General features: G+C 48.2%; 22 protein-coding genes. 8 read left to right on the forward strand and 14 right to left on the reverse strand.

What is annotated here, in order from left to right:
• Nucleotides 1-142: 142 nt before the first annotated feature.
• Nucleotides 143-1378: a ScyD/ScyE family protein gene (locus DDZ15_RS13055; protein ID WP_109647556.1), complete on the reverse strand. Its 1236-nt coding sequence runs from the start codon at nt 1376-1378 to the stop codon at nt 143-145.
• A 314-nt stretch (nt 1379-1692) separates the two neighbouring features.
• On the opposite strand from DDZ15_RS13055, the gene DDZ15_RS13060 reads away from it, so the two are divergent.
• Nucleotides 1693-3663 (forward strand): BTAD domain-containing putative transcriptional regulator, encoded by a 1971-nt coding sequence (locus DDZ15_RS13060; protein WP_158278717.1) that lies wholly within the window; start codon nt 1693-1695, stop codon nt 3661-3663.
• Nucleotides 3664-3949: 286 nt separating this feature from the next.
• On the opposite strand, the gene DDZ15_RS13065 is transcribed toward DDZ15_RS13060, so the two are convergent.
• Entirely contained in the window at nt 3950-4345 is a 396-nt protein-coding gene (locus DDZ15_RS13065) for a fluoride efflux transporter FluC (protein ID WP_146198592.1), read from the reverse strand.
• The gene (crcB, locus tag DDZ15_RS13070; protein WP_109647559.1) at nt 4338-4730 is read right to left on the reverse strand and encodes a fluoride efflux transporter CrcB; all 393 of its coding nucleotides are present in this window, start codon (nt 4728-4730) and stop codon (nt 4338-4340) included. The genes DDZ15_RS13065 and crcB overlap by 8 nt, the downstream gene beginning before the upstream one ends.
• A gap of 144 nt (nt 4731-4874) precedes the next feature.
• Here crcB and DDZ15_RS13075 point away from each other — a divergent pair, with 144 nt between their 5' ends.
• Nucleotides 4875-5807 carry a cation diffusion facilitator family transporter gene (locus DDZ15_RS13075; protein ID WP_278336131.1) on the forward strand — a complete coding sequence of 311 codons (933 nt, stop codon included), beginning with the start codon at nt 4875-4877 and terminating at the stop codon, nt 5805-5807.
• Nucleotides 5808-6018: 211 nt separating this feature from the next.
• A complete protein-coding gene (locus tag DDZ15_RS13080; protein WP_199222971.1) occupies nt 6019-6702 on the forward strand; it encodes a DUF4159 domain-containing protein in 684 nt (227 codons plus the stop codon).
• Between the two features lie 287 nt (nt 6703-6989).
• Here the strand turns inward: DDZ15_RS13080 and DDZ15_RS13085 are convergent, their stop codons facing one another.
• The 4 genes from DDZ15_RS13085 to DDZ15_RS13100 all read right to left on the reverse strand — a co-directional run bounded on the left by DDZ15_RS13085 (nt 6990) and on the right by DDZ15_RS13100 (nt 10855).
• Nucleotides 6990-7991, reverse strand: coding sequence for an NAD(P)H-dependent amine dehydrogenase family protein (locus DDZ15_RS13085; protein WP_109647562.1), 1002 nt, complete (start codon nt 7989-7991; stop codon nt 6990-6992).
• Between the two features lie 368 nt (nt 7992-8359).
• Entirely contained in the window at nt 8360-9295 is a 936-nt protein-coding gene (locus DDZ15_RS13090) for a VOC family protein (protein WP_109647563.1), read from the reverse strand.
• A gap of 16 nt (nt 9296-9311) precedes the next feature.
• A complete protein-coding gene (locus DDZ15_RS13095) occupies nt 9312-9857 on the reverse strand; it encodes an NADPH-dependent FMN reductase (protein ID WP_109647564.1) in 546 nt (181 codons plus the stop codon).
• A gap of 71 nt (nt 9858-9928) precedes the next feature.
• Nucleotides 9929-10855, reverse strand: a complete 927-nt coding sequence (locus DDZ15_RS13100; RefSeq protein ID WP_109647565.1) for a DUF5996 family protein — start codon at nt 10853-10855, stop codon at nt 9929-9931.
• 410 nt (nt 10856-11265) lie between these two features.
• On the opposite strand from DDZ15_RS13100, the gene DDZ15_RS13105 reads away from it, so the two are divergent.
• Nucleotides 11266-11535 carry a hypothetical protein gene (locus DDZ15_RS13105; protein ID WP_109647566.1) on the forward strand — a complete coding sequence of 90 codons (270 nt, stop codon included), beginning with the start codon at nt 11266-11268 and terminating at the stop codon, nt 11533-11535.
• Between the two features lie 90 nt (nt 11536-11625).
• Here DDZ15_RS13105 and DDZ15_RS13110 read toward each other — a convergent pair whose 3' ends face one another.
• Nucleotides 11626-11955 (reverse strand): TraR/DksA family transcriptional regulator, encoded by a 330-nt coding sequence (locus DDZ15_RS13110; RefSeq protein WP_109647567.1) that lies wholly within the window; start codon nt 11953-11955, stop codon nt 11626-11628.
• Between the two features lie 71 nt (nt 11956-12026).
• On the opposite strand from DDZ15_RS13110, the gene DDZ15_RS13115 reads away from it, so the two are divergent.
• Complete coding sequence (locus tag DDZ15_RS13115; protein WP_109647568.1) at nt 12027-12773, forward strand: MFS transporter; 747 nt, start codon at nt 12027-12029, stop codon at nt 12771-12773.
• A 46-nt stretch (nt 12774-12819) separates the two neighbouring features.
• Here the strand turns inward: DDZ15_RS13115 and DDZ15_RS13120 are convergent, their stop codons facing one another.
• The gene (locus DDZ15_RS13120; protein ID WP_109647569.1) at nt 12820-14385 is read right to left on the reverse strand and encodes a Na+/H+ antiporter NhaC family protein; all 1566 of its coding nucleotides are present in this window, start codon (nt 14383-14385) and stop codon (nt 12820-12822) included.
• Between the two features lie 184 nt (nt 14386-14569).
• Here DDZ15_RS13120 and DDZ15_RS13125 point away from each other — a divergent pair, with 184 nt between their 5' ends.
• Together DDZ15_RS13125 and DDZ15_RS13130 are read left to right on the forward strand one after the other, a co-directional pair.
• Nucleotides 14570-15967: a M28 family metallopeptidase gene (locus tag DDZ15_RS13125; RefSeq protein WP_242979028.1), complete on the forward strand. Its 1398-nt coding sequence runs from the start codon at nt 14570-14572 to the stop codon at nt 15965-15967.
• 21 nt (nt 15968-15988) lie between these two features.
• Nucleotides 15989-17446 (forward strand): pyridoxal phosphate-dependent decarboxylase family protein, encoded by a 1458-nt coding sequence (locus DDZ15_RS13130; protein ID WP_109647570.1) that lies wholly within the window; start codon nt 15989-15991, stop codon nt 17444-17446.
• 113 nt (nt 17447-17559) lie between these two features.
• Here DDZ15_RS13130 and DDZ15_RS13135 read toward each other — a convergent pair whose 3' ends face one another.
• Nucleotides 17560-18438 carry a mechanosensitive ion channel family protein gene (locus tag DDZ15_RS13135; RefSeq protein WP_109647571.1) on the reverse strand — a complete coding sequence of 293 codons (879 nt, stop codon included), beginning with the start codon at nt 18436-18438 and terminating at the stop codon, nt 17560-17562.
• 245 nt (nt 18439-18683) lie between these two features.
• Here DDZ15_RS13135 and DDZ15_RS13140 point away from each other — a divergent pair, with 245 nt between their 5' ends.
• On the forward strand, nt 18684-20051 hold the full coding sequence (locus DDZ15_RS13140) for an MATE family efflux transporter (protein WP_199222972.1): 1368 nt from the start codon (nt 18684-18686) through the stop codon (nt 20049-20051).
• A 35-nt stretch (nt 20052-20086) separates the two neighbouring features.
• Here the strand turns inward: DDZ15_RS13140 and DDZ15_RS13145 are convergent, their stop codons facing one another.
• The 4 genes from DDZ15_RS13145 to DDZ15_RS13160 form a co-directional block, all read right to left on the reverse strand.
• Entirely contained in the window at nt 20087-22546 is a 2460-nt protein-coding gene (locus DDZ15_RS13145) for a glycogen/starch/alpha-glucan phosphorylase (protein WP_109647573.1), read from the reverse strand.
• 126 nt (nt 22547-22672) lie between these two features.
• Nucleotides 22673-23545 carry a 4-(cytidine 5'-diphospho)-2-C-methyl-D-erythritol kinase gene (gene ispE, locus DDZ15_RS13150; protein ID WP_109647574.1) on the reverse strand — a complete coding sequence of 291 codons (873 nt, stop codon included), beginning with the start codon at nt 23543-23545 and terminating at the stop codon, nt 22673-22675.
• Nucleotides 23546-23586: 41 nt separating this feature from the next.
• Nucleotides 23587-23898 carry a SemiSWEET transporter gene (locus DDZ15_RS13155; protein ID WP_109647575.1) on the reverse strand — a complete coding sequence of 104 codons (312 nt, stop codon included), beginning with the start codon at nt 23896-23898 and terminating at the stop codon, nt 23587-23589.
• Between the two features lie 40 nt (nt 23899-23938).
• Entirely contained in the window at nt 23939-25357 is a 1419-nt protein-coding gene (locus tag DDZ15_RS13160; RefSeq protein ID WP_109647576.1) for a CCA tRNA nucleotidyltransferase, read from the reverse strand.
• Nucleotides 25358-25388: the final 31 nt, after the last annotated feature.

A 25388-nucleotide genomic window follows, 5' to 3' on the forward strand; every position in this document is an offset into this window, starting at 1 on the left:
TTTTAATTACGGATGTATATCCTGAATAGCAAGAAGCGTGGTATTTCACTGTTGATAGATAAGCCCGACATTTTAAATAGATGAAGCCGGTTTTAGCCGGCTTCATTTAGTATCATTTGAATTTTAAATAAAAGGGTGTATCTCAATTGAGGGCAATCCGGCGGACAACAGGGTCAAATACATTATCTAAAAGCCAGAGGTTATCCCATTTGTCGAATGTGATTGCTCCGGGCAGGAACAAATCGCCGTCTTCACCTTCAATAATTTCACACGTTCCGGATGAAACGTCACATTTTTGAACTGTGCCTCCGGCCAGGGGAATGCCCAGTGCGGGGGCTACAGTAGCCAGAAATCCATTCTGTTCATATTCAACAACATAAAGATAGCCGTCAGAGCCGAATTCAATATCAATAACCGAATTCAGGCCTGTTATGACTTTCTCGCATTTGTCAGACGGGCAGTCAACATTCCGTGAACCCGGCTCTATACGCCAGACGCTTGCAAGTCCGTCGGGTGTTGCCTCACCGGTAAAGTTTGCGGGATGAGCGCCGTTCAGCTCGCCCACATAGTAAGCGCCATCCGCTCCCACTGAAACAGCTGTGGGTACAGGCTCGACGTAGCAAGGCGTTCCGTCTTCAAGCGGAAATTGAACAATAGGATCACCTGTTGCAGGTTCTGTGACCGGGCCGAATGTGGCTAATACTTCAATATCGCCGTTGGTGCTTGCATGAAGAAGAGAATTTCCTGCTGCATCCGCTATTAGAACGTCACTGCCTGAAAGAGCTGTTAAATGGTACGGGTTGGTTTGAGGTCCTGGCGTATAACCACCGGGTGTTTCGCAGGCAAAGCTTTTCCATGATGCAGCCTGACCCGGTTCACCACCATCAGCCCAGGCGCCCAGAGTAAAATTTTCTATGTCGGCGACCAGACGTGTGTTGTTCCGGGTTGCCCTGAAAAGTGCAGCACCCAATGCAAGATCCAGACCTGACCGGGTTGCAAAGAAATTCCCGTTGCCAATAGGTTCCAGGCCGTTGATGAAGGTGCTTTCTATGGCACCACCGGCTCCGGGACCTGTTATAAGGGGTAGTGTTGTGACTTCACGTACTCCGTTTTTCCCAATTTCTTTTATCGTGCCGAAATCAGCGACAAGAATTCCGCCATTTGGTAGGGAGGAAATATCGAATACCGGTCCGTCAAATTCATAAGTCGCATCCAGGTCCGACTTTGACGCCTGCGAATTTCCCGGAGCAATTTCTGCTGCATTTTTCCCATCAATAATACCTGTGCTTTCATTGCATGCACTGAAAATTAGCACTCCGGCCAAAATTATATAAAGCGGCTTTATACTGTATTTTTTTGGTTTATTAAATAAGATCATATCCACTCTTGGTTTTGTTATGGTTTATAGTTCAACTGCAACATATGCCTGTGCTCTTTGTTTAGTCTTATTTAAATCTTAGATTCCCATCTAAGAGGGGGTACGGTATGATACAGTTAAAGCTATTTGGCAGAGCGGAGTTGCGGAACCGGGATGGAAATTTGGACCATTCGTTCATCGCGGGTCCAAAAAGGCTTGCTCTGTTGGTATATCTGACCCTCAATCGTCCGTTCGGTTTTCAGCGAAGGGATAAAATTTTACCACTTCTCTGGCCTGATAGCGGTCAAAAAAAAGCTCGAAATGCACTCAGCAATATGCTTTTCCATATCCGGAAGAGTTTGGGGAAAAATGCAATTCATACCCGTGGGACAGAAGAAATCTCTATCAATTATGATGTAATAACTTGTGATGCGTTAGAGTTTAGAAATGCTATAGACGACAAATCATGGGAAAAAGCTGTTAAGTACTATAAGGGAAAATTGCTGGATGGCTTTTTTGTGAATGATGCTGCCAATGATATGGAGCATTGGCTCGACAGGGAGCGTGAATATTTTCAGCGGGAATATTTACGTGCAGTTGAACACCTGGCACGTCAGGCGGATCAGAATGAACTGTTTGATAAGTCGGCGTATTGGTGGGAAAAATGGAACTCTGAAGATCCCTTTGATACATCAAAAGCAGAAAAATGGGTAGTTGCACTGGCAAAATCGGGAAAAAAGACACGTGCATTGCGGGCAGCTGAAAATCATGCATACCTCTTGGCAAAAGAGATGGGTGAGGATGCAAAAAAAATCATCAAAAGGCTTAGATCCGGAATAGAGTTGGGATATGAATCATATATAAAAAACCCGACGGAAATGCATCCAGAAAGTCAGAACGTAAAAGCAATAGCAGTGTTGCCGTTCGAAGAGATAGGCACCAGCCCGAGCGTGTCTAATTTTGCAAACGGATTACATCACGATCTTCTTTCAAGATTAGCCGTTATTGCGGGTTTAAAAGTTATTTCCAGAACTTCTGTACTTCGATACAAGGATGGTCAATCAACAATAAAACAAATATCAGAGGATTTAAATGCAGATTATATAGTTGAAGGTGCGATTCAGGAGTCTGGCGGTCTGATGAGGCTGCACGTTCAGGTTATTGACGCAAAAAGTGAGGGTCATCATACCGCCATTTCCTATAATACCGGCTTTTCCGGAGACAAAATTTTTGATGTTCAAACAGAGCTTGCATCGAAAATTTCGCACAGACTAAAAGAAGAACTTACGCCGACGGAGGTAAAGCAGTTAAAGAATACTCCCACCCATAATCTTGAAGCGTATTTACTGTACACAGAGGGCAGAACTCATCTCAATCATAGAACGGAAAAAAGCCTGGCACTTTCGATCAGAAATTTCCTCAATTCCATTAAAAATGACAATCAGTATGCACAGGCATGGGCTGGTCTCGCAGAGGCGCTTACATTGGCTGCGTGGTATAATTACAATGTACCGGAAACCAATGTAAGCGCAATGGAAGCGGCGGTTAAGGCACTATCACTCAACCCTGAATTGGGTGAAGCCCATGCATCGATGGGCATTTTACTTACACGGCTTTTGAACGGTCCCGAAGCAAAGCGTGAACTTGAAACAGCCGTCAGACTGCAGCCGAGCTTTGCAGAAGCATTCAGTTGGCTTGGCTGGCTGCTGGCGATCATTGGCGAATTGGACAGAGCTATAGGTGTATCTGAAAGGTCTGTAAAGCTGGACCCCTATTCAACGTATACGCGAGCCTATCTAAGCGTTATATATCTTGCTGCCGGAAAATACGACGAAGCTCTTGAAGAAATCCATGCAGCACGTACCATAGAGCCGGAGTACGGTGTCTCATATTATGTTGAGGGCTTAATTCTGTATCACTTAAAACAGTATGAAAAGTCAGAGATTGCACTGAGGGAGTCCATGAAATTATTGAACCCCCAGGGCGCCCTTGCGAAAGAAGATGTGGAATGTGTTTTGGCTTTGGTATTCCAAAAGCAGGGTAGAACGGCAGAAATGAGACGTCTGCATGAACAGTTCAAAAAGAAAAAAGAGTATGTCTTTTCCGGCCTTCTCTATGCCAGTATGAATCAGACGGATAAAGCATTTGATGAATTCTTAAAGCTCGTTAAATGGAAAGCATTTCCGGCGGTAACTATCCGTTACTTTTATCCCGATATGTTACGTGAAATTAGAAACGATAAACGATACAGGGAAATCATCAAAGATGTAAAACGAAGCTGGAACCTTCAGGATCAGGAGGAATAAGGTTTCCATTGTATGTGGTAGTTGATTCCGTATGCAATACCGGAACCACAACTCATTATCTTCTTGGCACGGTAAAATTACACAGATCAAATAATTTTCATCTGCAGCCCTGGTTTGATGAAACTTATATCTCGTTAATGTTTGCCTCAACCGGTTCGATATTCATCAAATTAGGGCGGATTTGGAGATATTTTAATTGTGAACGGTCACTCTCTTTGTCTCAAACGGACTTTTTAACCGCTGTGATCATGGAGAATGCGCTGAGGCAGGCGTTCACAATTCATTTTCATGGTTTTTGCCCTCTCGTTCTCTGCCCCGATACTTTTGCTCCTGCAAAGAGCAGAAGCACTCCCAGAATCACCTGTCCGAAAAAGTAAAGAAGGAAGAGGACTGAAGATTGTTTAAAAAGTTCAAGCGACTGGATTGTGTACCCGGAAAACGTAGTGAAACTTCCCAGAATGCCGGTCAGCAGAAAAAGCCTTGCCCTGTCCGCAGCTTCTTTATTGATCTGAAGCCTTACCACTGCAATTCCCATGAATAAACAACCCGTCATGTTTACCAGGGCAGTTGTCAGAATCGGATCGGGTAAAACAAGAAAAAGTAAAGGCAGAATGTCTACACCGTAACGCAGCAGAGATCCGATCATACCACCGGATGCTATCCAAAGGAGATTTCTAGCCAATAGAGCCTCCTGCAGCGGTTATGCCTGCCATCATTCCCGCGGCGGCCAGTAACAAGGCAGCAGCCAACTGAAGAATAAGGTACGTGAGCATGTCTTTGAGCGGCTTTTGCAATAGGTTCTGAACTTCAAGGGCAAATGTTGAGAACGTAGTAAAAGATCCAAGAAAGCCGGTCGAAAAAGTGAGAACAACGGTTTCGGGAATCACCGGATTTTGCAGCAAATAACCGAAGATAATACCCATTGCAAAACTTCCTGATAAATTTACCGCGACGGTACCTGTGTATACCGGTGAGTGCCCCGATAAACGAGAAATAAGTATCGTGATGAGGTATCTGCAAACGGCTCCGGCAGCACCGCCCGCAGCAACAAATATAATTTGACTCATGGGGTGTATGGGTTTCAGGACGAAGATACAATGCAAAATGTGCAGTTGCACGGCTTGGCAGATATCCACAAAACAAGGCTGATAAATTCTTACCTTTCAGCCTGATCAAAACAAAATAGTTCGAATATAATCCAAACATCCAGCATACCACACGATCCGGTTCAAAAAGCCCTTAAGATCAGCTTGTTTGTTTCGCTTTTGATTCTGCTGATAAAAACGGGAGCATTTTTTGTAACGGACTCAACGGCGGCTCTATCGGATGCGGCCGAATCGGTGGTTCATATTTTTGCCGTAGCTTTTGTGGTTTACGGATACTATTTGAGCAGAAAGCCGGCCGATGACGATCACCATTACGGGCACGAACGCATTGAGTTTTTCTCAATCGGCGTAGAAGGAGCCATTATCATTGCGGCCGGTATAACCATTCTCTACCATGCAATTCACAGCGCTATTTACGGCATTGAGATCGTAAATACGGCAACCGGTATTGCCCTCCTTTCAGGTGCGGGTGTCATCAACCTTTTACTGGGTCTCTATGTGCTGAAAACAGGCAGAAAAGCCGGTAATATGATTGCCGTAAGCAACGGGAAGCATATTCTGACCGATGTCTGGACCAGCGGAGGTGTGATTGCGGCACTGATTTTGATACATTACACCGGCTGGTTATTTATTGATATTGTGGTGAGTCTTGGCGTGGCCGCGGTGATCAGCTATGAAGCATATAAGCTGATAAGATATTCCGTACGGGGTTTGATGGATACACGGAATCCAGCGGTGGATGCCGCCCTTAAAAAAGTACTGAAAAATGATCTGCCTGCCGGCATTAAGGGCTGGCATCAGCTCAGACACAGAACATCGGGTAATACTACCTGGGTTGAACTCCATCTTTTTTTTGATGACGATATCAGCCTGAAGAAAGCACACGATGAGGCGACAATTTTGGAGAGAAAATTGATCGATTCGCTCAAAACCGATGCAGTCATCACTCTTCATCTGGAACCTCATGATGCGCACGATGAGTCGCACATCATCCTGGAAGGAGCCAATAAGCAGAAAGGTCTGGATGAATTTGCCTAAAATAGCATCTGATGGTCAGAGGTATCCGGAAGTCTTATGAAAGTTGAATTTAAAAATGTTAGAGATTTGAAAAGAGCCTGTAGGAGAATGAGAAGGCTGCAAAGATGACAAAAGCTGTCAATGAAATGATATTTTACACGAATACATACCTGTTTCCTGCAGCATTCGTTAGGTAAGCATCGGGTATGCATTGTAAACCATGAGATTCGTTTTGAGGCATTTATTTAAGCTTTTTGTTTTTTCGGCCGTTGTTCTGCTCCTGAATCCGGTCATCCTGTCTGCGCAACAGCGCGGCGAGGGTGCTTTTTCCATCGCACGCGTGCAGTACAGCGGGGGCGGAGATTGGTACAATTCACCGACTGCCCTCACCAATCTGCTCTCATTTGCACGCGGACAGGTACCTATACCTGTCAGTGAAACGTACGAGGATGTGCAGATCGGGAGCCGCGATATCTTTAACTATCCGTTTCTGTTTGCCACCGGTCATGGCAATATCAGCCTCACCAATCCTGAAATGGATAATCTGCGTCAGTATCTTGATAACGGAGGGTTTTTGATGATCGATGACGACTATGGGATGGATGAATATGTCCGTCCGCTGCTGCAGCGGCTTTATCCGGATGAAGAGCTGATAGAACTGCCTGCCGGTCACCCTGTGTACAGCATTGTCTATCCGTTTCCGGACGGACGTCCGCCCAAGGTGCATGAGCACGACGGCAAACCGCCTCAGGCGTTTGGCATCTATCGAAACGGCAGAATGGCTGTTTTATATACTTACGAATCAAATCCGAGTGACGGCTGGGCGTACGATGAACACAGCAACCCGGAAGAGGTAACCCGGGCAGCACTCCGGTTTGGGGTGAATGTGCTTACCTACGTACTTACAAATCCGTAGCCCATTCATCTGACGATTTTCAAATACCTATTTTGATATCTGCCGGCATTTATCAAGTCGTCTGATGAATTAGTAGACTGCCTTTCCCCTTAGCTGTTTCTCGCAGATTTTCGCGGATGCCTCGCTGGTTTCCGCAGAGTGGGAGCGAACTCGTCAGACGACTGAGGGATTGTGGGTCGAGGGTGTGGTTTTGGGAAAAGTCGTCAGACGAGTGCCGGTCCGTGCACAGCTGTATCCGCGATACTCCGAGAGAACCCAAGAGGCATCTCAACCCGAAACAGGGAACTTCAAACCCGGCTATAAAACGCCGGAACAGGAACGTTGAGCATCGTTTTAAGCCCGGGGGAGCATTTGGTTACCGACCGTATTGCATTGACGGTGATGGCACAGGTTGCCGTATCGCCGTTCAGTCCCCCTTCAATCTCTGTGGTGATGGTTGGGGTGCCGCTAACGGTGATCCGGTCGTATGATCTCTCCTCCCCGACGGCGGCCCTGAATCTAAGGCGGATCACTTCCCTGCCCCCCACAAAGCCCGAACCAACCTGTTCAACACCGCTGGGCTCTCCCTTTTTGATCTTTTTGTAGCCCGATGAGATTTCCTTCTCAGCAAGTACGGGTTCCAGTGTTTCCCGGTTATCGTCCAGCGGCCAGTTCATGGCGTGAGCGATCAGGTCAACAGACTCGGGCAGACCCACGTGACGGAGGGATCCGTCTTCCTTTTTGGCTTCAAATTGGTCATGCGTCAGGCCGGCCCCGATTTTTTGCTGAAAGGGAACTCGGCGCTCCGAAGCATCCTGTACCCGTTCAACATATATTGAATCCACGTTCTGGCATACGGAAGTAAACACGGAGGGAAGGTAATCCATTAAAAAACCGGGGTTGACACCGGTTCCCAGACAGGCAACACCATGCTCTTTACATATTGAATCAATTTTTTCAGCCGCACCGGGGTGCCGGTTCCATGGGAAGATCAGTTCTTCGCAGGTCGACACGATGTGAAGGCCCGCTTCGGCCGCTTCCCGAATCTGGGGTACAAGTTTTTCGATGGATGAAACCGTTGTGATGACCGCCACTTCGGGTTTGCTGTCTGAGGCATGGATGGCATCTTCAAGGGATCTGCTGACGGTCACGCCTGTATGCGGTTTATCGAAGAAACTGCCGATATCCCTGCCTGTCAGTTCAGGATTAAGGTCCGCAACACCCGTTATCCGGATGCCATCGCGTTCCAGCAAATATCGAAGTACCTGTTGCCCAAGTGCTCCAACGCCTATCTGAAGTATATTTTTCATTGAATGTGTGATTTGGGAGTATCAAGATTGTGTAACGGGGATGTACCGTGCCGTTTTTGATCTTAGCTAACGGTACTCTGTCCGCACAGCCCTATTTGAAATATGCGTGAATTGCGAATGATCCCAAAACAGAGTTTTCCTCTCGATGATTTTTCTGAAAACAAAGAGGCGATTCTGGCTATACTGGTTGAGTCTGATTCAGCCGGGCAGAACTTTTTTGTAATCGTTTCTTCATTAATTCAGCCCGGGAAGAGCACGTTTCGCATACACTTCACTTTTTCTTCCACACGTACACGTAGTAAGTCCCCGAAAACTGCAACCCGGACTTTGGCTTATTTCTGCCCGATTCGGGGATCCTCCCATGCAGATTAAGCGTGAATGTCGGGAAGACGCTTTTCAATCATATCCCTGCGCCCCTCCAGATGCTGCGGCAGCCAAAGTTTTTTTCCCAGTTCCTTTTCATTTTGAACGGCGCTGTATCCCGGCCCATCGGTCGCAATTTCAAAAAGAACACCGCCCGGAGATTTGAAGTAGACCGATCTGAAAAAGTGACGGTCGATCACTTCAGTAGGATCCAGGCCCCGTTGATCGACTTGCTGCCGCATCTCTTCAAGCTCCCTGCGATCTTTTGCACGGAAAGCGATATGGTGCACCGTTCCGCGGCCGGTTTTACCTTGTTTCGGCGCAGCGGTTTCAAGAATAATATGCCCTCCCGGTGTGCTGGAAGCGCTGTATAAAACCTGACCATCCTGTTCTGCAGCCTTTTCAAAACCCAGGATATCGGTCAGCAGCTCCCCGGTTGAAGCGATCTCTTCAAGCATCAGTGTTGTACTCCAGAATCCTCGAATGCCGTGCTCTTTCGGAACCGTGCCTTGTGTCCATGCGGAGATATTTCCGGCCTCTTCATCAAAGACCAGTTCCAATCTCAGACGGTCGGGATCACGGAAAGAGACTACCTGTCTTCCAAATCGCTCAAACGGGCCGTTAAAATCTATCCCGTTCTTACCAAAGCGTTCTGCCCAGTACCCTATCGAATCTGGCGGAACCAAAAAGGAGACCGTGACGGCTTCACCACTGCCCGGCTTTCCCTGGACGGTCATCGGCCATGGGAAAAAGGTGAGGCTGGATCCGGCCTGAGACGTACCGTTTGTGAAAAACAGGTGGTAGGTAGAGGGATCATCCTGATTTACTGTTTTCATCATCAGCCGCAGGCCCAGGGTTTTCGTGTAGAAATCGGTTGTCCGTTGCGCATCACCTCCTAAAACAGTGATGTGATGAAGTCCTTTTTCGTTTTTGACCGTCATTGATTGTTCAAGCTGATTATTGAAATGTTTTTATCCAGCCGGCAAAACTGTCGAGATACTTTTTCAGAAACTCACGGGTCTTCTCATCCGTGAGTGTTCCGTCACTGCCGAATTTTTCATGCGCGCGGCTAAGCAGGAATTCAGGCTTTGTCATGCAGGGTGCATTTACTGATTTCAAAGATTGTCGAAGCTGGTCCTGGCTTCGTGCCGTACCGGTTGTTCCAGGTGAGGCTCCCAATATACCAACGGGTTTTCCGCTTATGGGCATCTCTTTCGGGGGGCGTGATGACCAGTCGATGGCGTTTTTAGTTACTCCGCTCATTCCGTGGTTGTATTCGGGTGAAGCGATCAGGAGTCCGTTGGCCTCAATAATTGCTTTTTTGAATTCGGCCACACGTTTAGGGTCCCCTTTTTTCTCTGTGTCGGCATTGAAAAGCGGAATACCTTCCAGGTCAAAGAGCTCAATGTTCATCCCGTCGGGCGCCAGGTCACGGGCTGCCCGAAGCAGGGATTTATTATATGAGCCTTTTCTCAGGCTTCCGGCAAATGCAAGAATATTCATAGTGCAGGTGTCATTTTATGTTGAGTTGATAACCATGTGCAACGAGAGCTGAACAGACCGTGAACCCTGATTTATGATAGTTTCGGGTGACGTTCCTCCAGCATCGTGCGGTCCCAGTTACCATGATCGGCTGCAGCCTCATAGGTCGATTGAAGGAACTCCAGTAATAGTGCATCCGGATTTTTTGCAGATTGAACGGCCTTGTAAGGCAAAATAAACTCACCCAAATCATCATGATAATAGGCTTCATCTGGCTGGACCCCGGCTGAAGTGAACCCATCGGGAGCCGGATAGGAATAGGAGTAAAACGCAGGCTCCCCAAGGCCCTGTCCGGGCCAGAACCCGGCGCTGGACAATTCCCGTGAATAGGCTTCTTCCATAACCCAATCAGCGCAGTTGGGCGCACCCCCGGGGTGTTTGGGAGCCGCTCTCCCCGAAAATCGGGTTACAGCGAGATCGAAGGCACCCCAGAAAAAGTGGGACGGGCTCGATTTGCCCGTGAAGCGGGCTCTGAATTGTTCAAAAACCCGGTTAATCTGCACAAGAGCCTTCCAGAACAGAGTAACAAACTCCCGATCGTAACTTTTGTGTTTCCTGTCTTCTTCAAAAAGAATGGCCTCCTCTACTTCCACAGGACGGGTAAAAATCTTTACATCTATGTTCAGATCATTTAGGGCCGACATGGTTTTTTCATAAAAGGAAGCAACACTCAGGGGCTTAAGGTCAAAATTTGCGCTTTTACCATCAGAGGTATAAAACTCCATTTTGTGTTCCAGAAAATTGAATTCTATTTCCAGCTGATTGTTCTGAAAGGGAATGGCATGTGTCGATAAACCTCTTGCCGACACATAGAGTGTCGAACCCCACGAGTGATTGATCCATGGATTCAGTTCCAGCCTGATTTTGCCGATTACCTGTGTCCACATGTGAACTGTGTTGAGTGTATCTGCCCACTCATCAGGGCTGGGAAGTTTCGGCCAATAGTTTGATGCTTCCATAATTTTTCACCATAGTCTGTTTCAGTTTGTTGCAAAACCGGAAAAAGTATCGTTGCCTGGCACTCCCGAAATCTTAAACCGGCACGTATTCACTTCGTGACAGAAGTAATATAGGGCATTTACAGTTTAATGTAAAATAGTTTAATATTGAAGCAATGAATCTTTTTGCCCCACTTTCTCATTAGAGTATTTGTAACACTTAATCAAATGGAAATGGCCTCAAATGTAAAAAAAGTGGTGCTTTCGTAAGCAGATTGCAATTCAAAAAAATAATTGGCCTGTAATTTGATCCCCGGTCAGACCGCTGCCGCACATCCCCTTGCAGGATTTTTTGCCACCCTGACTGAACGGTTCAGCACTGTTTCATTGTAATAGCATAGTCACAGAAATCGAAAATCAACAATCATGCAATGAATTACGAGAAGAAATGGTGGCGCCATTCGGTAATCGGTGTAACCCTGGTCGGGCTTGGAATCAACCTGGTGGCTGAGGCTACCATTATCAAAGGCAATGGCCCGGAGACCTTTGATCTGGGGCATGCAGCGCTATGGTTCTGGATCGGCCTCTTCGGCCTGGTTTCCATCAACGCGGGAATCAGTTATGTCGCCGATGCCGTGAAACAGAGAATTTATATGGAGATGGAATCGGGGGAAGCACCCGGGACCCGGTCTGCTGACTGATTATTTATTAAGTGAAAAGTGCTCATTTTTTGAATGCGTCAGCGAAAATGGCTTGGTTTAAATGGGATTCGCAATGATTGGGTATTGCGGTCAGGCGCATTTTACGCATTTCGTGGTGTAGGGCATTATTTTCAAACGGCCAAACGGGATCTCACCCCCGCAGCGGAGGCAGGTTCCTGTCTCTCCATTCTCCGCTCTTTCATGGGCTCTCTCAAGCTTTTTCAAAATCTGTTTTTTATCCCGCAGGGCTTTCTCATTGATGGCTTTATTGTTGATTGCATCCATTCTTGAGAGGCGGCCGATCGATGCATCAAGGGATACAGATTTGGTCAGTTCTATCAACTCTATTATCTCATCTTGGATGTTTGCTTTATGGTCGTTAATGATCCGTTTTATTTCTGCGTGTTCATCGGGGGTCATGATGATAGATTTTATGTGGTAAAGCAGGAAAATTATCTGAAACCGCAGGGCGGCAATATCGTTGTAAAGGTATGGAAAAGATCACCCAAAAAGATATTGACTGGCTTCTAAACCTGGATACCGGGAATGCGGTGGGGGTCGGACGCAAAAAGGGAACACAGCCTGTCCGGTCAAAGAAACCGCTGAAAATCTGGCTGCTGGGTTTTGTTTTATCCATTGCAGCGCTGCTGTTTTTTATCATTCTGCCTTTTATTCTTTTAGTCAGGGTGTCGGTGTACCTCAATACGGTCCATGGGCTGCACGGATGGGTGTCACTGGCAGGCGGGACAGCGTTGACAGCGGGTATTTTTTCAATCTACCTGATGGTGTTATTTCGAAAAATAAACAACAGAAAACGGGTCCTTAAAATCAGTTATCTGAGTACGCTTTTTATCGTCTCCGGATTCAGCCTGTTTTCACTTTTCTACTTGTCGGGAGTGCATGCCAAAAGCGAGGACGTACAGAGTTTGTATCGATCGATGCACCCGATATTGAGGGTGGCTGTAAGCACCACGACACTCGCCGATGGTAAACTGGTTCTCACGGATATCGGTCGTGAAGAGTCGGACTACAGCAGAATGGGTTTACCGGTGAATCCGCGATCGTTGCACTACCGCCAGGAAAACGGATATTATCATGCGGTCGATATCCGGACAATTGACAGGGGATTGATCAGAAACGGTCTGCTGGAGCTTGCTTTCAGCAGTATGGGATTTCAAACATTGCGACACACCGGAACGGCCGATCATCTACATGTAGAACTTCCGGTCCGGGAATGAGAACATAATATTGAGGGGATCAGGTACTCCGGCAGTCACAGATAGATCACACCAATGTGACAACGAGCAGAGCGTAGAGAATGGCCGCAAAAAACCCGGCCGTGAGCGCAAGCGGAAGCTGAGTGGTAACGTGATCCATCAGGTCGCATCCGGTAGACAGGGAGCTAAGTATGGTGGTATCCGATATAGGCGAGCACTGGTCTCCCATGACGCTCCCCCCGATTACCGCAGCAAAAGAGAGCTGAAGAAAGAAGACATCGGGGACAACGGCCCAAGCAAGCGGAACAGCTATGGGAAAGACCACAGCATAGGTGCCCCAGGAGGTTCCGGTTGAAAATGCGATAATCATGCAGAGAATCATCAGAACGCCCGGCAGCAGGGATGGGATTACCAGGTCGCCGATCATCTCCACAACATATGCGGCCGTTCCTACGGCGTCGGCCACTTCTTTCAGGGTTACAGCCAGAGCCAGGATAATTGCACCTATCGTGACTCCCTTGCACCCGTCAATAAATCCGTTTATCGCTATCTGCAGCGGCATTCCTTTTGCAATGGCGATAAAAATTCCGGCTAAAACGGCGAGCACAAAGGCTTCCGCAATCAGCAGCAGCGGCTCATCTGATCCCAGGATGAAGAACGTATATGCATAAGGGATAATGGCGACACCCAGAAGAGCGCCGATTGGTCCAAAGAAATCGATCAATCCGGGATGATAGCTGTCGGGCACCTTGCTCTGTACCAGCTCATCTGCTGCCATGGGGGTGGATCCCTTCCGGTCGAGGAGTCCGGTGGTTCTGGATCTCTCCACTGCTTTGCGCATCTTCTTTCCGGGCACCCATGGAAGAACCTCAAGTGCAAATCCCAGGGTGATCAAGATGGCAAAAATGGCGTAAAAATTATAAGGCAGGGAGGCAAAGAAGAAATTGATACCGTCCTGGGGTGTTTCAAAAATGGCAAGTGTACCAATCACCAGTCCGCTCACATAAATCGGCCACACATTGAAGGGAATGAGTGTTGCGGCGGGGGATGCGGTGCTGTCGACCATATACGCGAGTTCTTCGTGCGATACCTTGTGCTTGTCGGCGACGGGCCTGACGGTTGCGCCGGTCAAAACTGTGCTTATGGTTCCGCCCTGATGGAAAATGAGGCCCATCATCCATGTAAAAAATTTGGCGGACCGCGGACCTCTTACCATCAAGTCGCTTGCCCAAACCGCAAACCGTTCGGCTCCTCCGGTACGGGTCCAGATACCAATGAGCCCGCCCAATGCCCAGAGATAGACAAGCAGAATCAGGGCAAAGCTCTCTGTGCCGATCGAGGGAATCAAATATACCTGCACAACATTTAAATCTCCGGCGATCACGCCGCCAAGACAAACCCCTATAAACAGTGCACTCACCACTTCGCGCGTCCAGAATGCGAGAACAATTGCGACCAGCGGAGGCATCACCGACCAGAACCCGTAATGGTCACCCTGTTCGGGAAAACTGCCGAATGCCGTTGCATGGTATATCCCCGCAATTACGAGCGCGATAAAGGCACCGAAATAGATTTTACGTCTCGTTTCGGGATTCTGCCATAGCAGCTTTGACCGTTCAAACTCTTTTTTCATGAAAAAAATAGTGTATTTAACTGGTTCGAGCGTTTAAAATAAAAGATCATGAATGAATTGTATCATTTCTTTTTGCCAAGGCTATGTGAAATTCGTTAAAAAATATAAGCCCTTCACGCTGACCTTTCCGATCACGGCCTATTTCATTAAGTTCAGAATCCTTTTCATCAACCAATCCAATCTCATGAAATCGATTCTTACTGTACTCATCTGTTTCTCTTTTCTGATGTTTTCATCTGAAACATTCGCACAGTCGCACGCAAGCACGGGTGCTTCATCCGCGCCGGTTTACCAGCCGTTTCTCAAGCAACTGGCTGACGGTGTTTCGGCCGATCGCCTGGAAACCGACATCCGGATTCTGGCAGGATTTGAAAACCGCCATACGCTGTCCGATACCACTTCCGACACCAAAGGAATCGGTGCTGCACGGCGATGGATCAAGCGGGAGTTCGAAAAGATCTCCGAAGAGTGCGGCGGGTGCCTGGAGGTGTTTTATGTGAACGGCACCGTGGGCGGTGAGAACCGCATCCCCGAACCGGTTCAAATTGTGAACGTGGTGGCGGTTCAGCGCGGAACGGCCGACCCAAACCGGGTGGTGATGATGACCGGGGACATCGACTCCCGGGCGTCGAATGTGATGGATGCGGAAACCGACTCACCGGGCGCCAACGACAACGCTTCAGGCATGGCAGGCACCATCGAAGCGGCGAGGGTACTTTCAAAGCATCAGTTTCCGGGTACCATTGTCTACGCGGGCCTCTCGGGTGAGGAACAGGGCCTGTTTGGCGGAGAGATTGTTGCAGACTATGCGCTTGAAAACAATTGGCGTATCAAAGCGGTGCTGAACAACGATATGATCGGGAACATTGTGGGGATCAACGGCGTGATCAACAATACCACGGCAAGGGTTTTTTCGGAGGGAACGCGTCCAACGGAAACGGATCGTGAAGCCCGCATCCGGCGCTTCACGGGCGGAGAGGTCGATTCGCCTTCACGAAACCTGGCGCGCTATATCCACGTGATGGGCGAGCAGTATATCGACAATCTGGATGTAATGATGATCTACCGGCTCGACCGCTTTGGCCGGGGCGGACACCACCGGCCTTTCAATGACGTAGGTCTGCCGGCGGTCCGTATCATGGAAACCAATGAAAATTATAACTGGCAGCACCAGGACATCCGTACGGAAAACGGGATTGAGTACGGTGATGTGATCGAGCACGTCGACTTTGACTACGCTGCCAAGCTAACTGCCCTGAATGTGGTGTCGCTGGCCGGCATGGCCAAAGCACCGGCGCCTCCCTCCGGCGTGGAGATCAGCGGTGCGGTGCGGCCAAGCACCACGCTGAGCTGGGATGCACTCAATCCGGAGCAAAATCCGCAGCTGGAGGGATATAAAGTGTACTGGCGGCTGACCACATCCCCGGTCTGGACATATGGGCGCCTGACGGGCAATGTAACCGAGTTTACACTGGAGAATATCGTCATCGACAATTATTTCTTTGGAGTGGCCAGCGTATCGGAAGAGGGGTATGAGAGTCCGATTGTATTTCCGGGCCCCATCGGTTCGTTTGGCGATTAATCACCTTTCAAAGAGGTATGAATGGCTGAAAAGAATCTCGACTTTACTCCGGAACAGCTTGAGGTATACATCCGTCATGCAGGCAAGGTTATTCGTGAGCTCTACTCCGAAAAACTGGAAAGGCGTGTTTTCCCGGGTATGGAACCGGACAAGGTGATGGGGCTTTTCAGGGAACAACTTCCTGAAGAGGGCTTCGATATTTCGGACCTTCTCGAAAAGGTACGAACGGATGTGGTTGGGGCTGCCACCATGAACATTGGCCCGCACTACTACGGATACATCACAGGCGGAGGCAACCAGGTTGCAATCCTGGCCGAAATGCTCAGCGCAGCACTCAATCAGAACAACCTGAAGTGGCACTCCTCACCTGTGAGCACGGAACTGGAAAAGCTTGTGATTCGCTGGGTATCGCAGTTCATCGGCTATCCGGACTCGGCTGCAGGCGCCATTCTGGACGGCGGCTCAACCGCCAACTTCAACTGCCTGGCTGTGGCGCGAAAAAATATGATGCCGGACCACATGAGCCGCAAGGGACTTTCCGGCATGCCGCCGATGACGGTATATGTGTCCGCCGAGGGGCACTCCAGCTTCGATAAAGCAGCGGATATGCTGGGTATCGGCCTTGACAACCTTCGGAAAATTCCGGTCGACGACAGGTTCCGGATCCGTACCGATCTTTTGAAGAAGCAGGTTGATGATGACCTTTCAAAGGGTTTTCGGCCCATTTGCATCATCGGCATAGCCGGCACCACAAACTCCGGAGCCGTGGACGATCTGACAGAATTAGCAGAAATTGCGAAGGATTACGGCATCTGGTACCACGTGGACGCTGCGTACGGCGGGCCCGCTGCAGCACTCGACAGCGTAGGATATCTGTTTGAAGGAATGGAAATGGCAGACTCCGTGGTCATCAATCCGCACAAATGGCTTTATGTTCCATTCGAGGCTGCGTGCATATTGGTGAAGGAGCCGGAAAAACTGAGAAAAACGTTCAGCCTCATTCCGGATTACCTGCGTTCGAATGAGGACGGAGGCGGACGGACCGATCTGATGGAGTACCAGCTTCCGCTTACAAAAAGTTTTAAGGCCCTGAAGGTGTGGATGACGCTGAAAGCCTACGGTGCAAAACGTCTGCGCGATACCATTCAGGGTGATATTGAAAATGCCGGGTATCTTGCCCGATTGGTGCAAGATTCAGATGATTTTGAACAGATGGCCCCGGTGCCTCTATCGATCACCTGCTTCAGGTACAGGCCTGAGGGAATGAATGATGAGGATGCTGAGCTCATGAACCGCAAACTGGCTCACGCCATCGAACAGGACGGACGCATATTTCTGACGGCTACAAAAATAAGCGGCAAAACAGCCCTGCGTACCTGTTTTATCAATCCGCGAACAACTAAGAAAGATGTGGAGTGGATTTTGGAGGTTATAAGGGATGTTGAGGCGGATGTAATGCAGCAGAGTTCTCGCAAATAAGTGCAGAGTTTCACAAAGTGTTTTTGCGCCATTGTTCGACTTTTCTGCCTAAATCAGCCCCGTAGGGATGCCTATGGCACAAGAGCCCCTGAGAGCTGTAACTCTGCCTCCGATCAACTCTTAATCGGCACATCAACCGAAGACCGGACATGCAGATCCCGTTGGGGAAACGGGATCTCAATTTCATACTCTTCAAACTTTCTCACAATGGCCTGATTCAGTTCGTTACGCATCCGGTACCGGTCTTTCACATTCGCTACCCATACGCGCAGCTGCATATCCCATGCGGAATCGCCGAACTCTACAAGATGCACCTGATGTTTTGGATTTTTCATCACATCGGAATGCTCCTCAGCCACTTCGTTCAATGCCTTCAGGACCTTGTCCAGATCGGAAGAGTAGGACACACCCACGCTTACATCAAGACGAAAAGTGGAGTCTCCGTGAGAATAGTTCACCACATTGTTCTCCACAAACTTGGAGTTGGGCACAATGATGGAAATGTTGTTAATCGTCCTGACTTTGGTGGAGCGAATGCTGATTTCGGTTATGTCTCCTTCAATATCATCCACCTCCACGCGGTCGCCCACGCTGATGGGCCGCTCGAACATGATTATGAGTCCTGAAATGAAGTTGGAGGTGACGTTTTGAAGTCCAAAACCGATACCAACGGAAAGGAGGCCGAAGACAACGGCCAGGCTGGTAAGATCTATACCAACAAACTGAAAGGAGATAAGAATACCCAGGATTACAACGATATACTGCCCTACCCGGGATAGGGTGTACTTGAGGCCGGGGTCGATTTCAAACTTGTCAAGAAATTTACCCTGTAGAAAGCGGCGGGTCATCCCGCCCAGGAACATGAATACGGTCAGGAATACTATAAATATGACCAAAGAGAGGATTGTTACAGGGGTATCCTTAAGGCTGAAGAGCCTCATGTTCAGAAAATCCTGAATAGAGGCAAAAATTGTGTTCCAGTCTAATTCCATATGCAGAGAGCAGGTTTGATAGGGTGATAAGTCTATCTAAAGATTCTGAAAGATCAAAATGGTGATCAGGACGGTCATATCATGGGTGTTCCATCTGCGATAGCAATGCCCATGAAGGCAGCTTCCAATTGAATCAATTTTCGGTTTGCTTAAGTATACGGTTGGATACGTATTGCAGGATCAGGGGAACCCGGTATCAAAATAATAGCTTATTATCAGTTCCTTAATAACAAATCCAGATAAGGTTGTCTTTGAAAGAGAATAAAAGGAGTGCATTCGGAACCGAGCCTTTGGGGCAGCTGCTTCGCCAACAGGCAATACCCGCTTCGGCCGGTATTCTGGTGATGTCGATATATGGAATCGTGGATACGATTTTTGTCGGCCTATGGGTAGGATCTCTGGGTATTGCAGCCATTACGGTTGTACAGCCGATTACTTTTTTTATCGCAAGTATCGGTATGGCTATCGGAGTGGGCGGGGCATCCATCATATCCAGAGCATTCGGAGAAGGTAATGACGGCCGTGCATTCCGCACATTTGGCAACCAGGTGGGAATGACCCTGACGTTCGGCATTCTTTTTGTACTGATAGGTTTTCTGTTTATTGAACCTGTACTAAGTCTGTTTGGCGGACGCGGCGAAGTTACCGGGCCTGCCCGTGAGTATTTTGAGATTGTACTTCTGGGAGTGCCGTTCCTGGCCTGGGCGATGATGAGCAACAACGTGATCCGGGCTGAAGGCTATCCAAGGGTGGCCATGATGGTGCTGGTGGTTCCCGCTATCGTCAACATAGTTCTGGACCCCGTGTTTATCATCTGGCTCGACATGGGGATTGCCGGTGCGGCCTGGGCCACAACTTTGTCCTACATTGCAAGTGCAGCCTTTTCAACATGGTTCTTCAGAAGGGGAGGTTCCCAGATGAGCCTTGACCTGAAATCGCTCCGGCCGGATGTACCCATACTCAAAGAGATGTTTTCGTTAGGATCGGTGACATTTGCAAGGCAGGGAACCATCAGCATACTCTCCATTATTCTGAACAACTCCCTTTTTGTGTATGGCGGCGAACTGGGTCTTTCGATTTACGGTATCATCGGCCGTCTGCTAATGTTCACAAACTTTCCGGTTTTGGGGATAACGCAGGGATTCATACCGATTGTGGGATATAATTATGGAGCGGGTCTGATGGAGCGTGTTAACCGGCTGATTCGCCTCTCAATGACGTCCGCCACCCTGATTTCTTTTGCCATCTTTGCCGTTATCATGATCTTTGCACCCTATATTGTATCGGTCTTTACAAATGACCCCGCTCTGATAGAGCAAACAATACCCTCACTTCGCAAGGTTTTTCTGGCCACCCCTCTTCTTGCAATTAACCTGTTAGGCGGAGCCTATTTCCAGGCTGTTGGACGGGCAAAGCCGGCTTTTATTCTATCGCTTTCCAAACAGGGCTTTTTACTTATTCCGTTGATCCTATTACTGCCGCTGGAGTTTGGAATTGACGGTATCTGGTATGCTTTCCCCATTGCCGATCTGGGTGCTGCGGGTATCACGGGGTACTACTTCAAATATCACAGAAACAAAGATGGAAGCCATGAAACCGATGCATCCGGCTAATGAGAGTTCTACGGACAATACCCAAAGAGCAGAAACTAATCTGCTACCTTCACATTCCAGATTTCTTCCGCATAATCCCGGATGGTGCGGTCGGATGAGAATTTACCCACACGTGCGGTATTGAGCAGCGCTTTTCGGTTCCACTCATCCTGATTTCTGAAGAGATCATCCACTTTTTCCTGGGTTTTAACATACTCCTCGTAATCTGCAAGTACCAGAAAGTAGTCGCCCTTGTGCAGCAGAGAGTCAATGATAGGCTGATACAGTTCCTTGTCTTCATTGAAAAATCCGTCACGGATCTGGTCTACTGCCTGTTTCAGCTCCTCGTTTTTCTCATAATAGGTCCAGGGGTTGTATCCCTCGTGCCTGAGGCGGTCCACATCGTCTACGGTGTTACCGAAGATGAATATATTTTCATCGCCTACTTCTTCCTTGATCTCAACATTTGCGCCGTCAAGGGTGCCTATGGTGAGCGCACCGTTGAGGGCAAACTTCATATTACCCGTGCCTGATGCCTCAAAACCGGCCGTAGAAATCTGCTCCGAGAGGTTGGCGGACGGAATCATTTTCTCGGCAAGGGTTACGCTGTAATTTTCCAGAAAAAGGAATTTCAGCTTGTCACCAACATCCGGGTCATTATTAATTTTTTCACCCACGTCATTCATCAGTTTGATGAATAGTTTGGCCATGGTGTAGCCCGGTGCAGCTTTGCCGGCAACCAGAAGTGTTCGCGGAACAAAATCTCCATCCGGATTAGCCTTGATTCGGTTGTATTGGGTGATGGCGTAAAGCGTGAACATAAGCTGACGCTTGTATTCATGAATTCGCTTGATCTGAATATCAAACATGGACGAGGTGTTGATCTTAATGCCACGCTTGTCATGTATATACTCGGCCATCTTTTTCTTATTGCTCTGCTTGATGGCAGCAAACTTCTTCATGAAAGCCTTGTCATCAGTGTACGACTCAAGCTTTTTAAGCTGATCGAGATGAGTAACCCACTCCTCACCAATTTTGTCCGTAATGAGAGCAGACAGTTCCCGGTTACACTGACGGAGCCATCGCCTTGGTGTAATGCCGTTGGTCTTGTTGGTGAACCGTTCGGGGAAGATTTCATAAAAATCCCGAAAGAGCGTCTTCTTCAGCAAATCGCTGTGAAGTGCTGCTACGCCGTTGGTTTTGTGAGATCCCACAATTCCAAGCGATGCCATGTGAACAACCGGATCTTCACCCTCCCCCACAATAGAAAGCCTGCTGATTTTACCCCGGTCATCACCGATTTTCTCCTGCACATGCTGCAGAAAACGCCTGTTGATTTCATAGATGATTTGAAGGTGGCGCGGTAAAAGGTTTCGCAGCAGCGATACCGGCCATTTCTCCAAAGCTTCTGGAAGGAGGGTATGGTTGGTGTAGGCCATCGTTTTAACCGTGATGTCCCAGGCCTGGTCCCAGGAGAGCCCCTCTTCGTCAACAAGTACTCGCATCAGTTCCGGTATGGCGAGATTGGGGTGTGTATCATTGCACTGAATGGCCACTTTTTCAGGCAGTTTGCGCCAGTCATCGTTTGTTTTACGGAACCTGCGCAGGATATCCTTCATTGAGGCCATCACCAAAAAGAACTCCTGTTTGAGGCGAAGCTCCTGTCCGCGAAACATCTTGTCATTGGGATAGAGAACCCTCGATATATTTTCATTCAGTTGGGTGTCGCGTACGGCATCGATATACTGCCCCTGGTTAAAGCTTTTCAGATCGATCGATGACGATGACGAAGCTTTCCAGAGACGCAAATTGTTCACTACATCATTTTTGAATCCGGGTATCGGTGTATCGTAGGCTACCGCCAGAACATCGTGGGTATTCTCCCATTTAAATTTCAGGTCACCGTTGCCGTCATTGTAAGCCCGTGAATGCCCGTAAAAAGGGACATTGTACTGAGTTTTTGACCGAACTACATCCCACGGATTGCCATAACGCAACCAGAGATCGGGTTTTTCAACCTGGTAGCCGTTCTCGATTTGCTGGTAGAAAATGCCAAAATCATAGCGAATGCCGTATCCTATCGCCGGGATACCAAGAGTGGCCATTGAGTCGAGAAAGCAGGCTGCAAGGCGGCCCAGGCCGCCGTTCCCTAATCCTGCATCCCATTCCGCATTACGGACCTTGTCATAATCCAGGCCGGCCTCTTCCATGGCCTCGGCCGCTTCATCCTGCACGCCCAGGTTAACCAGCATATTGTCGAGCAGCCGGCCGATGAGATACTCCATGGACAGGTAATAAACGCGTTTGGACTCATTTTTATAGTAGCCCTGCTGCGTCTCAATCCACCGGTCGTGAAGGCGATCCATTACAGAAAGTACAACACTGCGGTAGTTGTCCCAGTTGGTGGAAGAGTACTCGTCTTTGGCAAGCGTATAACGAAGATGCTGCCTGATGTCTTCTCGCAGGTCATCTTTGTTCATTCCGCTGCGGGGATGTATTGTTTTCTTGCTGCTCATATTGTGATGGATTTATTGTGTAAAATCGTAATTGTTAATTGCATAAAGGCAAAAGGCGCTGGCTGATGTCTGAAAGCTGACGGCCTCTGCCTTTTCACTTTTGCCTTTTTACTCCAACGCCCTGATCTAACCCTTCAAATAAATGCCATAATCCGGCTTAAATCCCGGCCGTGTAATATGTACGGAAAATCCAAGCTTATGAAACGACTCGTATGCATTAATTGCAACAAAATCCTGATCGAAAATACCAAATACCGTGGAACCGCTTCCGCTCATGGCAGAGTAGGATGCGCCAAAGTCATAAAGCTGGTCTTTTATATTGCCTATAAGCTCGTGACGGGCAATTACAGGTCCCTCAAGGTCGTTAACCAGCAGGTAGCGCCACTCCTCCAAATCCTCCTCCAAAAGCACGCCTTTTATAGAAAAATCGGGCTCGGGGTTAGGTATACATCCGGCATAAGCTTCCGGGGTTGAACTTTCAAAGCCTGGCCATACAGTAACAATCCATGCATCCGGCTGGATGTCGGCAGGCTCAATATCCTGCCCGAGTCCCGTGCCTATTCCGGGGGTACCTTTAATAAAAAAGGGAACATCAGCTCCCAGCGAACGGCTCAAATCAATCAACTCTTCGTCGCTCAGCCCGGCATTTTCCAGTTTATTAAGCATGCGAAACGTGAGCGCAGCATTACTGCTGCCGCCCCCAAGACCGGCGCCTGCAGGGATTTTTTTATCGATGCGGAACGTGTACTCGTTTTTAAGCCCCACATATTGATCGAACATTCTGTAAGCACGTGTTACCAGGTTTGACTCATCGGCCGGTATGTCCGGGTTGGAAAATTCAAGTACATAGGCATCGGATGCCGATACCTCGAAACGATCGCTCCACTCAATGAAACAGAACCCTGTTTCTATCCGATGATACCCCGTTGGGAGCTTTTCCAACACATGAAGGCCAAGGTTTATCTTTCCAAATGAATCAGCGATCCATAAATCATTCATAGTTTTTCGGGAAGTCAGATCGTTAGTATCTGCAGGTCAGGTTACTCTGAATCGGGACCAATGTTTTTTCCGGCAGCAGAGGGAACGGGAGAAACGGATTCCCTGAATGTTAGTTTAAAAAAGAGAATACTCAGGGCAAGAACAAGTGTCGCCAGATTTGTGAGAATAATTGGTAAATCGGAAATAAGCAGGCCGTATGTCAGCCAAAGTGCCACACCGGTACAAAATATTGTGTACATACCGAGTGAAAGATCTTTTGCAGACCGGGATCTCCACGTTTTGATAACCTGTGGAAGAAAAGCGATCGTGGTGCAAAAACCGGCAGCGAGACCTATTAGGGTAACGGATTCCATAGAAAAATATCGTTGTTTGTTGAGTGCGCAGTCAGCACGTTCAGTTCTGCTTTTCCATTTCTGACTTGATTCTCAGAAGCAAATCGTATGCCTCTTCATAGTTGTTGGAAATCTTGCCGTCGAGAATAGCGTCTTTAATGCGGTCTTTGACACGACCCACCATTGGTCCCGGACGAATATCCAGTACGTTCATCACTTCCTCGCCGCTGATCGGATTTTTCCAGTTCCTGATCCGGTCTTTCTCTTCTACCTCTGCAATTTTCTTTTCTACTTTGTCAAAATTGTTGCGGTATTTCTTTACCCTCCATTCATTCTTACTGGTAATATCGGCCCTGCAAAGCGTCATCAGGTCATCAATATCGTCACCGGCCTCAAATATTAATCGGCGAACCGCACTGTCACTCACCTCTTCAGAAACAAGCGCAATCGGCCTGAGATGAAGAGCTACCAGTTTCTGAACATATCGCATTCGTTCATCCATCGGCAAACCGAGGCGTTTAAATATGCGGGGCACCCATTTTGCGCCAATTGCATCATGACCGTGAAAAGTCCAACCTACGCCTTTGACAAACTTTTTTGTTGGAGGCTTGGCAATATCGTGCATGATGGCGGCCCATCGAAGCCAGAGATTGTCGCTCTTTTGCGCGGTGTTATCGAGCACCTTCAGGGTATGCCAGAAATTATCCTTGTGACGCTGTCCGTTTTTCTCATCTACACCGGCCAGGTTTACCATTTCGGGAAAAAACTCGTTCAATAAGCCTGTTTCAAAGAGATGTTTAAACCCTGTTGATGGTTTTGGGCTCATCACAATCTTATTGAGCTCATCCAGAATGCGCTCCCTGGAGATAATGGAAAGCCTGTGAGCCATTTTTTTTATGGCTGCCCTGGTTTTTGGTTCAATTGTGAAGTTCAGCTGTGTTGCAAAGCGAACCGCCCTCATCATCCGCAGAGGGTCATCATCGAAGGTTTTTTCAGGATCAATGGGGGTTCTGATTATCATCTTTTCCAGATCACGAATACCGTGAAAAGGGTCGTGCAGAACGCCAAATGTGTTTGGGTTAAGGCTCCATGAAAGTGCATTGATGGTCAGGTCACGGCGGAGCTGATCGTCTTTTAGGGAGCCGTCTTCCACAATGGGCTTTCTGGATTGGCGCCTGTAGCTCTCTTTCCGCGCTCCCACAAATTCAAGATCGAATTCACTGTGCTTAACCTGCGCGGTTCCGAACTGTTTGAAGATGGTAACCTGATCGGTTTGAAGTTTTTCAGCTACCTTTTGGGCCAGCCGGATACCCGAGCCAACCGTAACGAAATCAATATCTGTAATCTCCGTTTCATCCAGACGCCCGAGGTAATGGTCACGAACGTAACCGCCAACTACATACGCCTGCTGATCAATGGATTCTGCCGCCTCGCCGATAAGTTGAAAAAGAGATTTATGTTCTGAAGGGATATCAAGCACAACAATTAATTCATTAAATGAAGGCCTAAAA

The organism is Rhodohalobacter mucosus, from assembly GCF_003150675.1.
GTDB lineage: Bacteria > Bacteroidota > Rhodothermia > Balneolales > Balneolaceae > Rhodohalobacter > Rhodohalobacter mucosus.

Coding starts and splice junctions, on each gene's coding strand:
- DDZ15_RS13105 (WP_109647566.1), top strand. CDS start 11,266: ATGAATTACGAGAAGAAATGGTGGCGCCATTCGGTAATCGGTGTAACC.
- DDZ15_RS13110 (WP_109647567.1), bottom strand. CDS start 11,955: ATGACCCCCGATGAACACGCAGAAATAAAACGGATCATTAACGACCAT.
- DDZ15_RS13115 (WP_109647568.1), top strand. CDS start 12,027: ATGGAAAAGATCACCCAAAAAGATATTGACTGGCTTCTAAACCTGGAT.
- DDZ15_RS13125 (WP_242979028.1), top strand. CDS start 14,570: ATGAAATCGATTCTTACTGTACTCATCTGTTTCTCTTTTCTGATGTTT.
- DDZ15_RS13130 (WP_109647570.1), top strand. CDS start 15,989: ATGGCTGAAAAGAATCTCGACTTTACTCCGGAACAGCTTGAGGTATAC.
- ispE (WP_109647574.1), bottom strand. CDS start 23,545: ATGAATGATTTATGGATCGCTGATTCATTTGGAAAGATAAACCTTGGC.
- DDZ15_RS13055 (WP_109647556.1), bottom strand. CDS start 1,378: ATGATCTTATTTAATAAACCAAAAAAATACAGTATAAAGCCGCTTTAT.
- crcB (WP_109647559.1), bottom strand. CDS start 4,730: ATGAGTCAAATTATATTTGTTGCTGCGGGCGGTGCTGCCGGAGCCGTT.
- DDZ15_RS13095 (WP_109647564.1), bottom strand. CDS start 9,857: ATGAATATTCTTGCATTTGCCGGAAGCCTGAGAAAAGGCTCATATAAT.
- DDZ15_RS13090 (WP_109647563.1), bottom strand. CDS start 9,295: ATGACGGTCAAAAACGAAAAAGGACTTCATCACATCACTGTTTTAGGA.
- DDZ15_RS13145 (WP_109647573.1), bottom strand. CDS start 22,546: ATGAGCAGCAAGAAAACAATACATCCCCGCAGCGGAATGAACAAAGAT.
- DDZ15_RS13085 (WP_109647562.1), bottom strand. CDS start 7,991: ATGAAAAATATACTTCAGATAGGCGTTGGAGCACTTGGGCAACAGGTA.
- DDZ15_RS13135 (WP_109647571.1), bottom strand. CDS start 18,438: ATGGAATTAGACTGGAACACAATTTTTGCCTCTATTCAGGATTTTCTG.
- DDZ15_RS13060 (WP_158278717.1), top strand. CDS start 1,693: ATGCTTTTCCATATCCGGAAGAGTTTGGGGAAAAATGCAATTCATACC.
- DDZ15_RS13100 (WP_109647565.1), bottom strand. CDS start 10,855: ATGGAAGCATCAAACTATTGGCCGAAACTTCCCAGCCCTGATGAGTGG.
- DDZ15_RS13155 (WP_109647575.1), bottom strand. CDS start 23,898: ATGGAATCCGTTACCCTAATAGGTCTCGCTGCCGGTTTTTGCACCACG.
- DDZ15_RS13120 (WP_109647569.1), bottom strand. CDS start 14,385: ATGAAAAAAGAGTTTGAACGGTCAAAGCTGCTATGGCAGAATCCCGAA.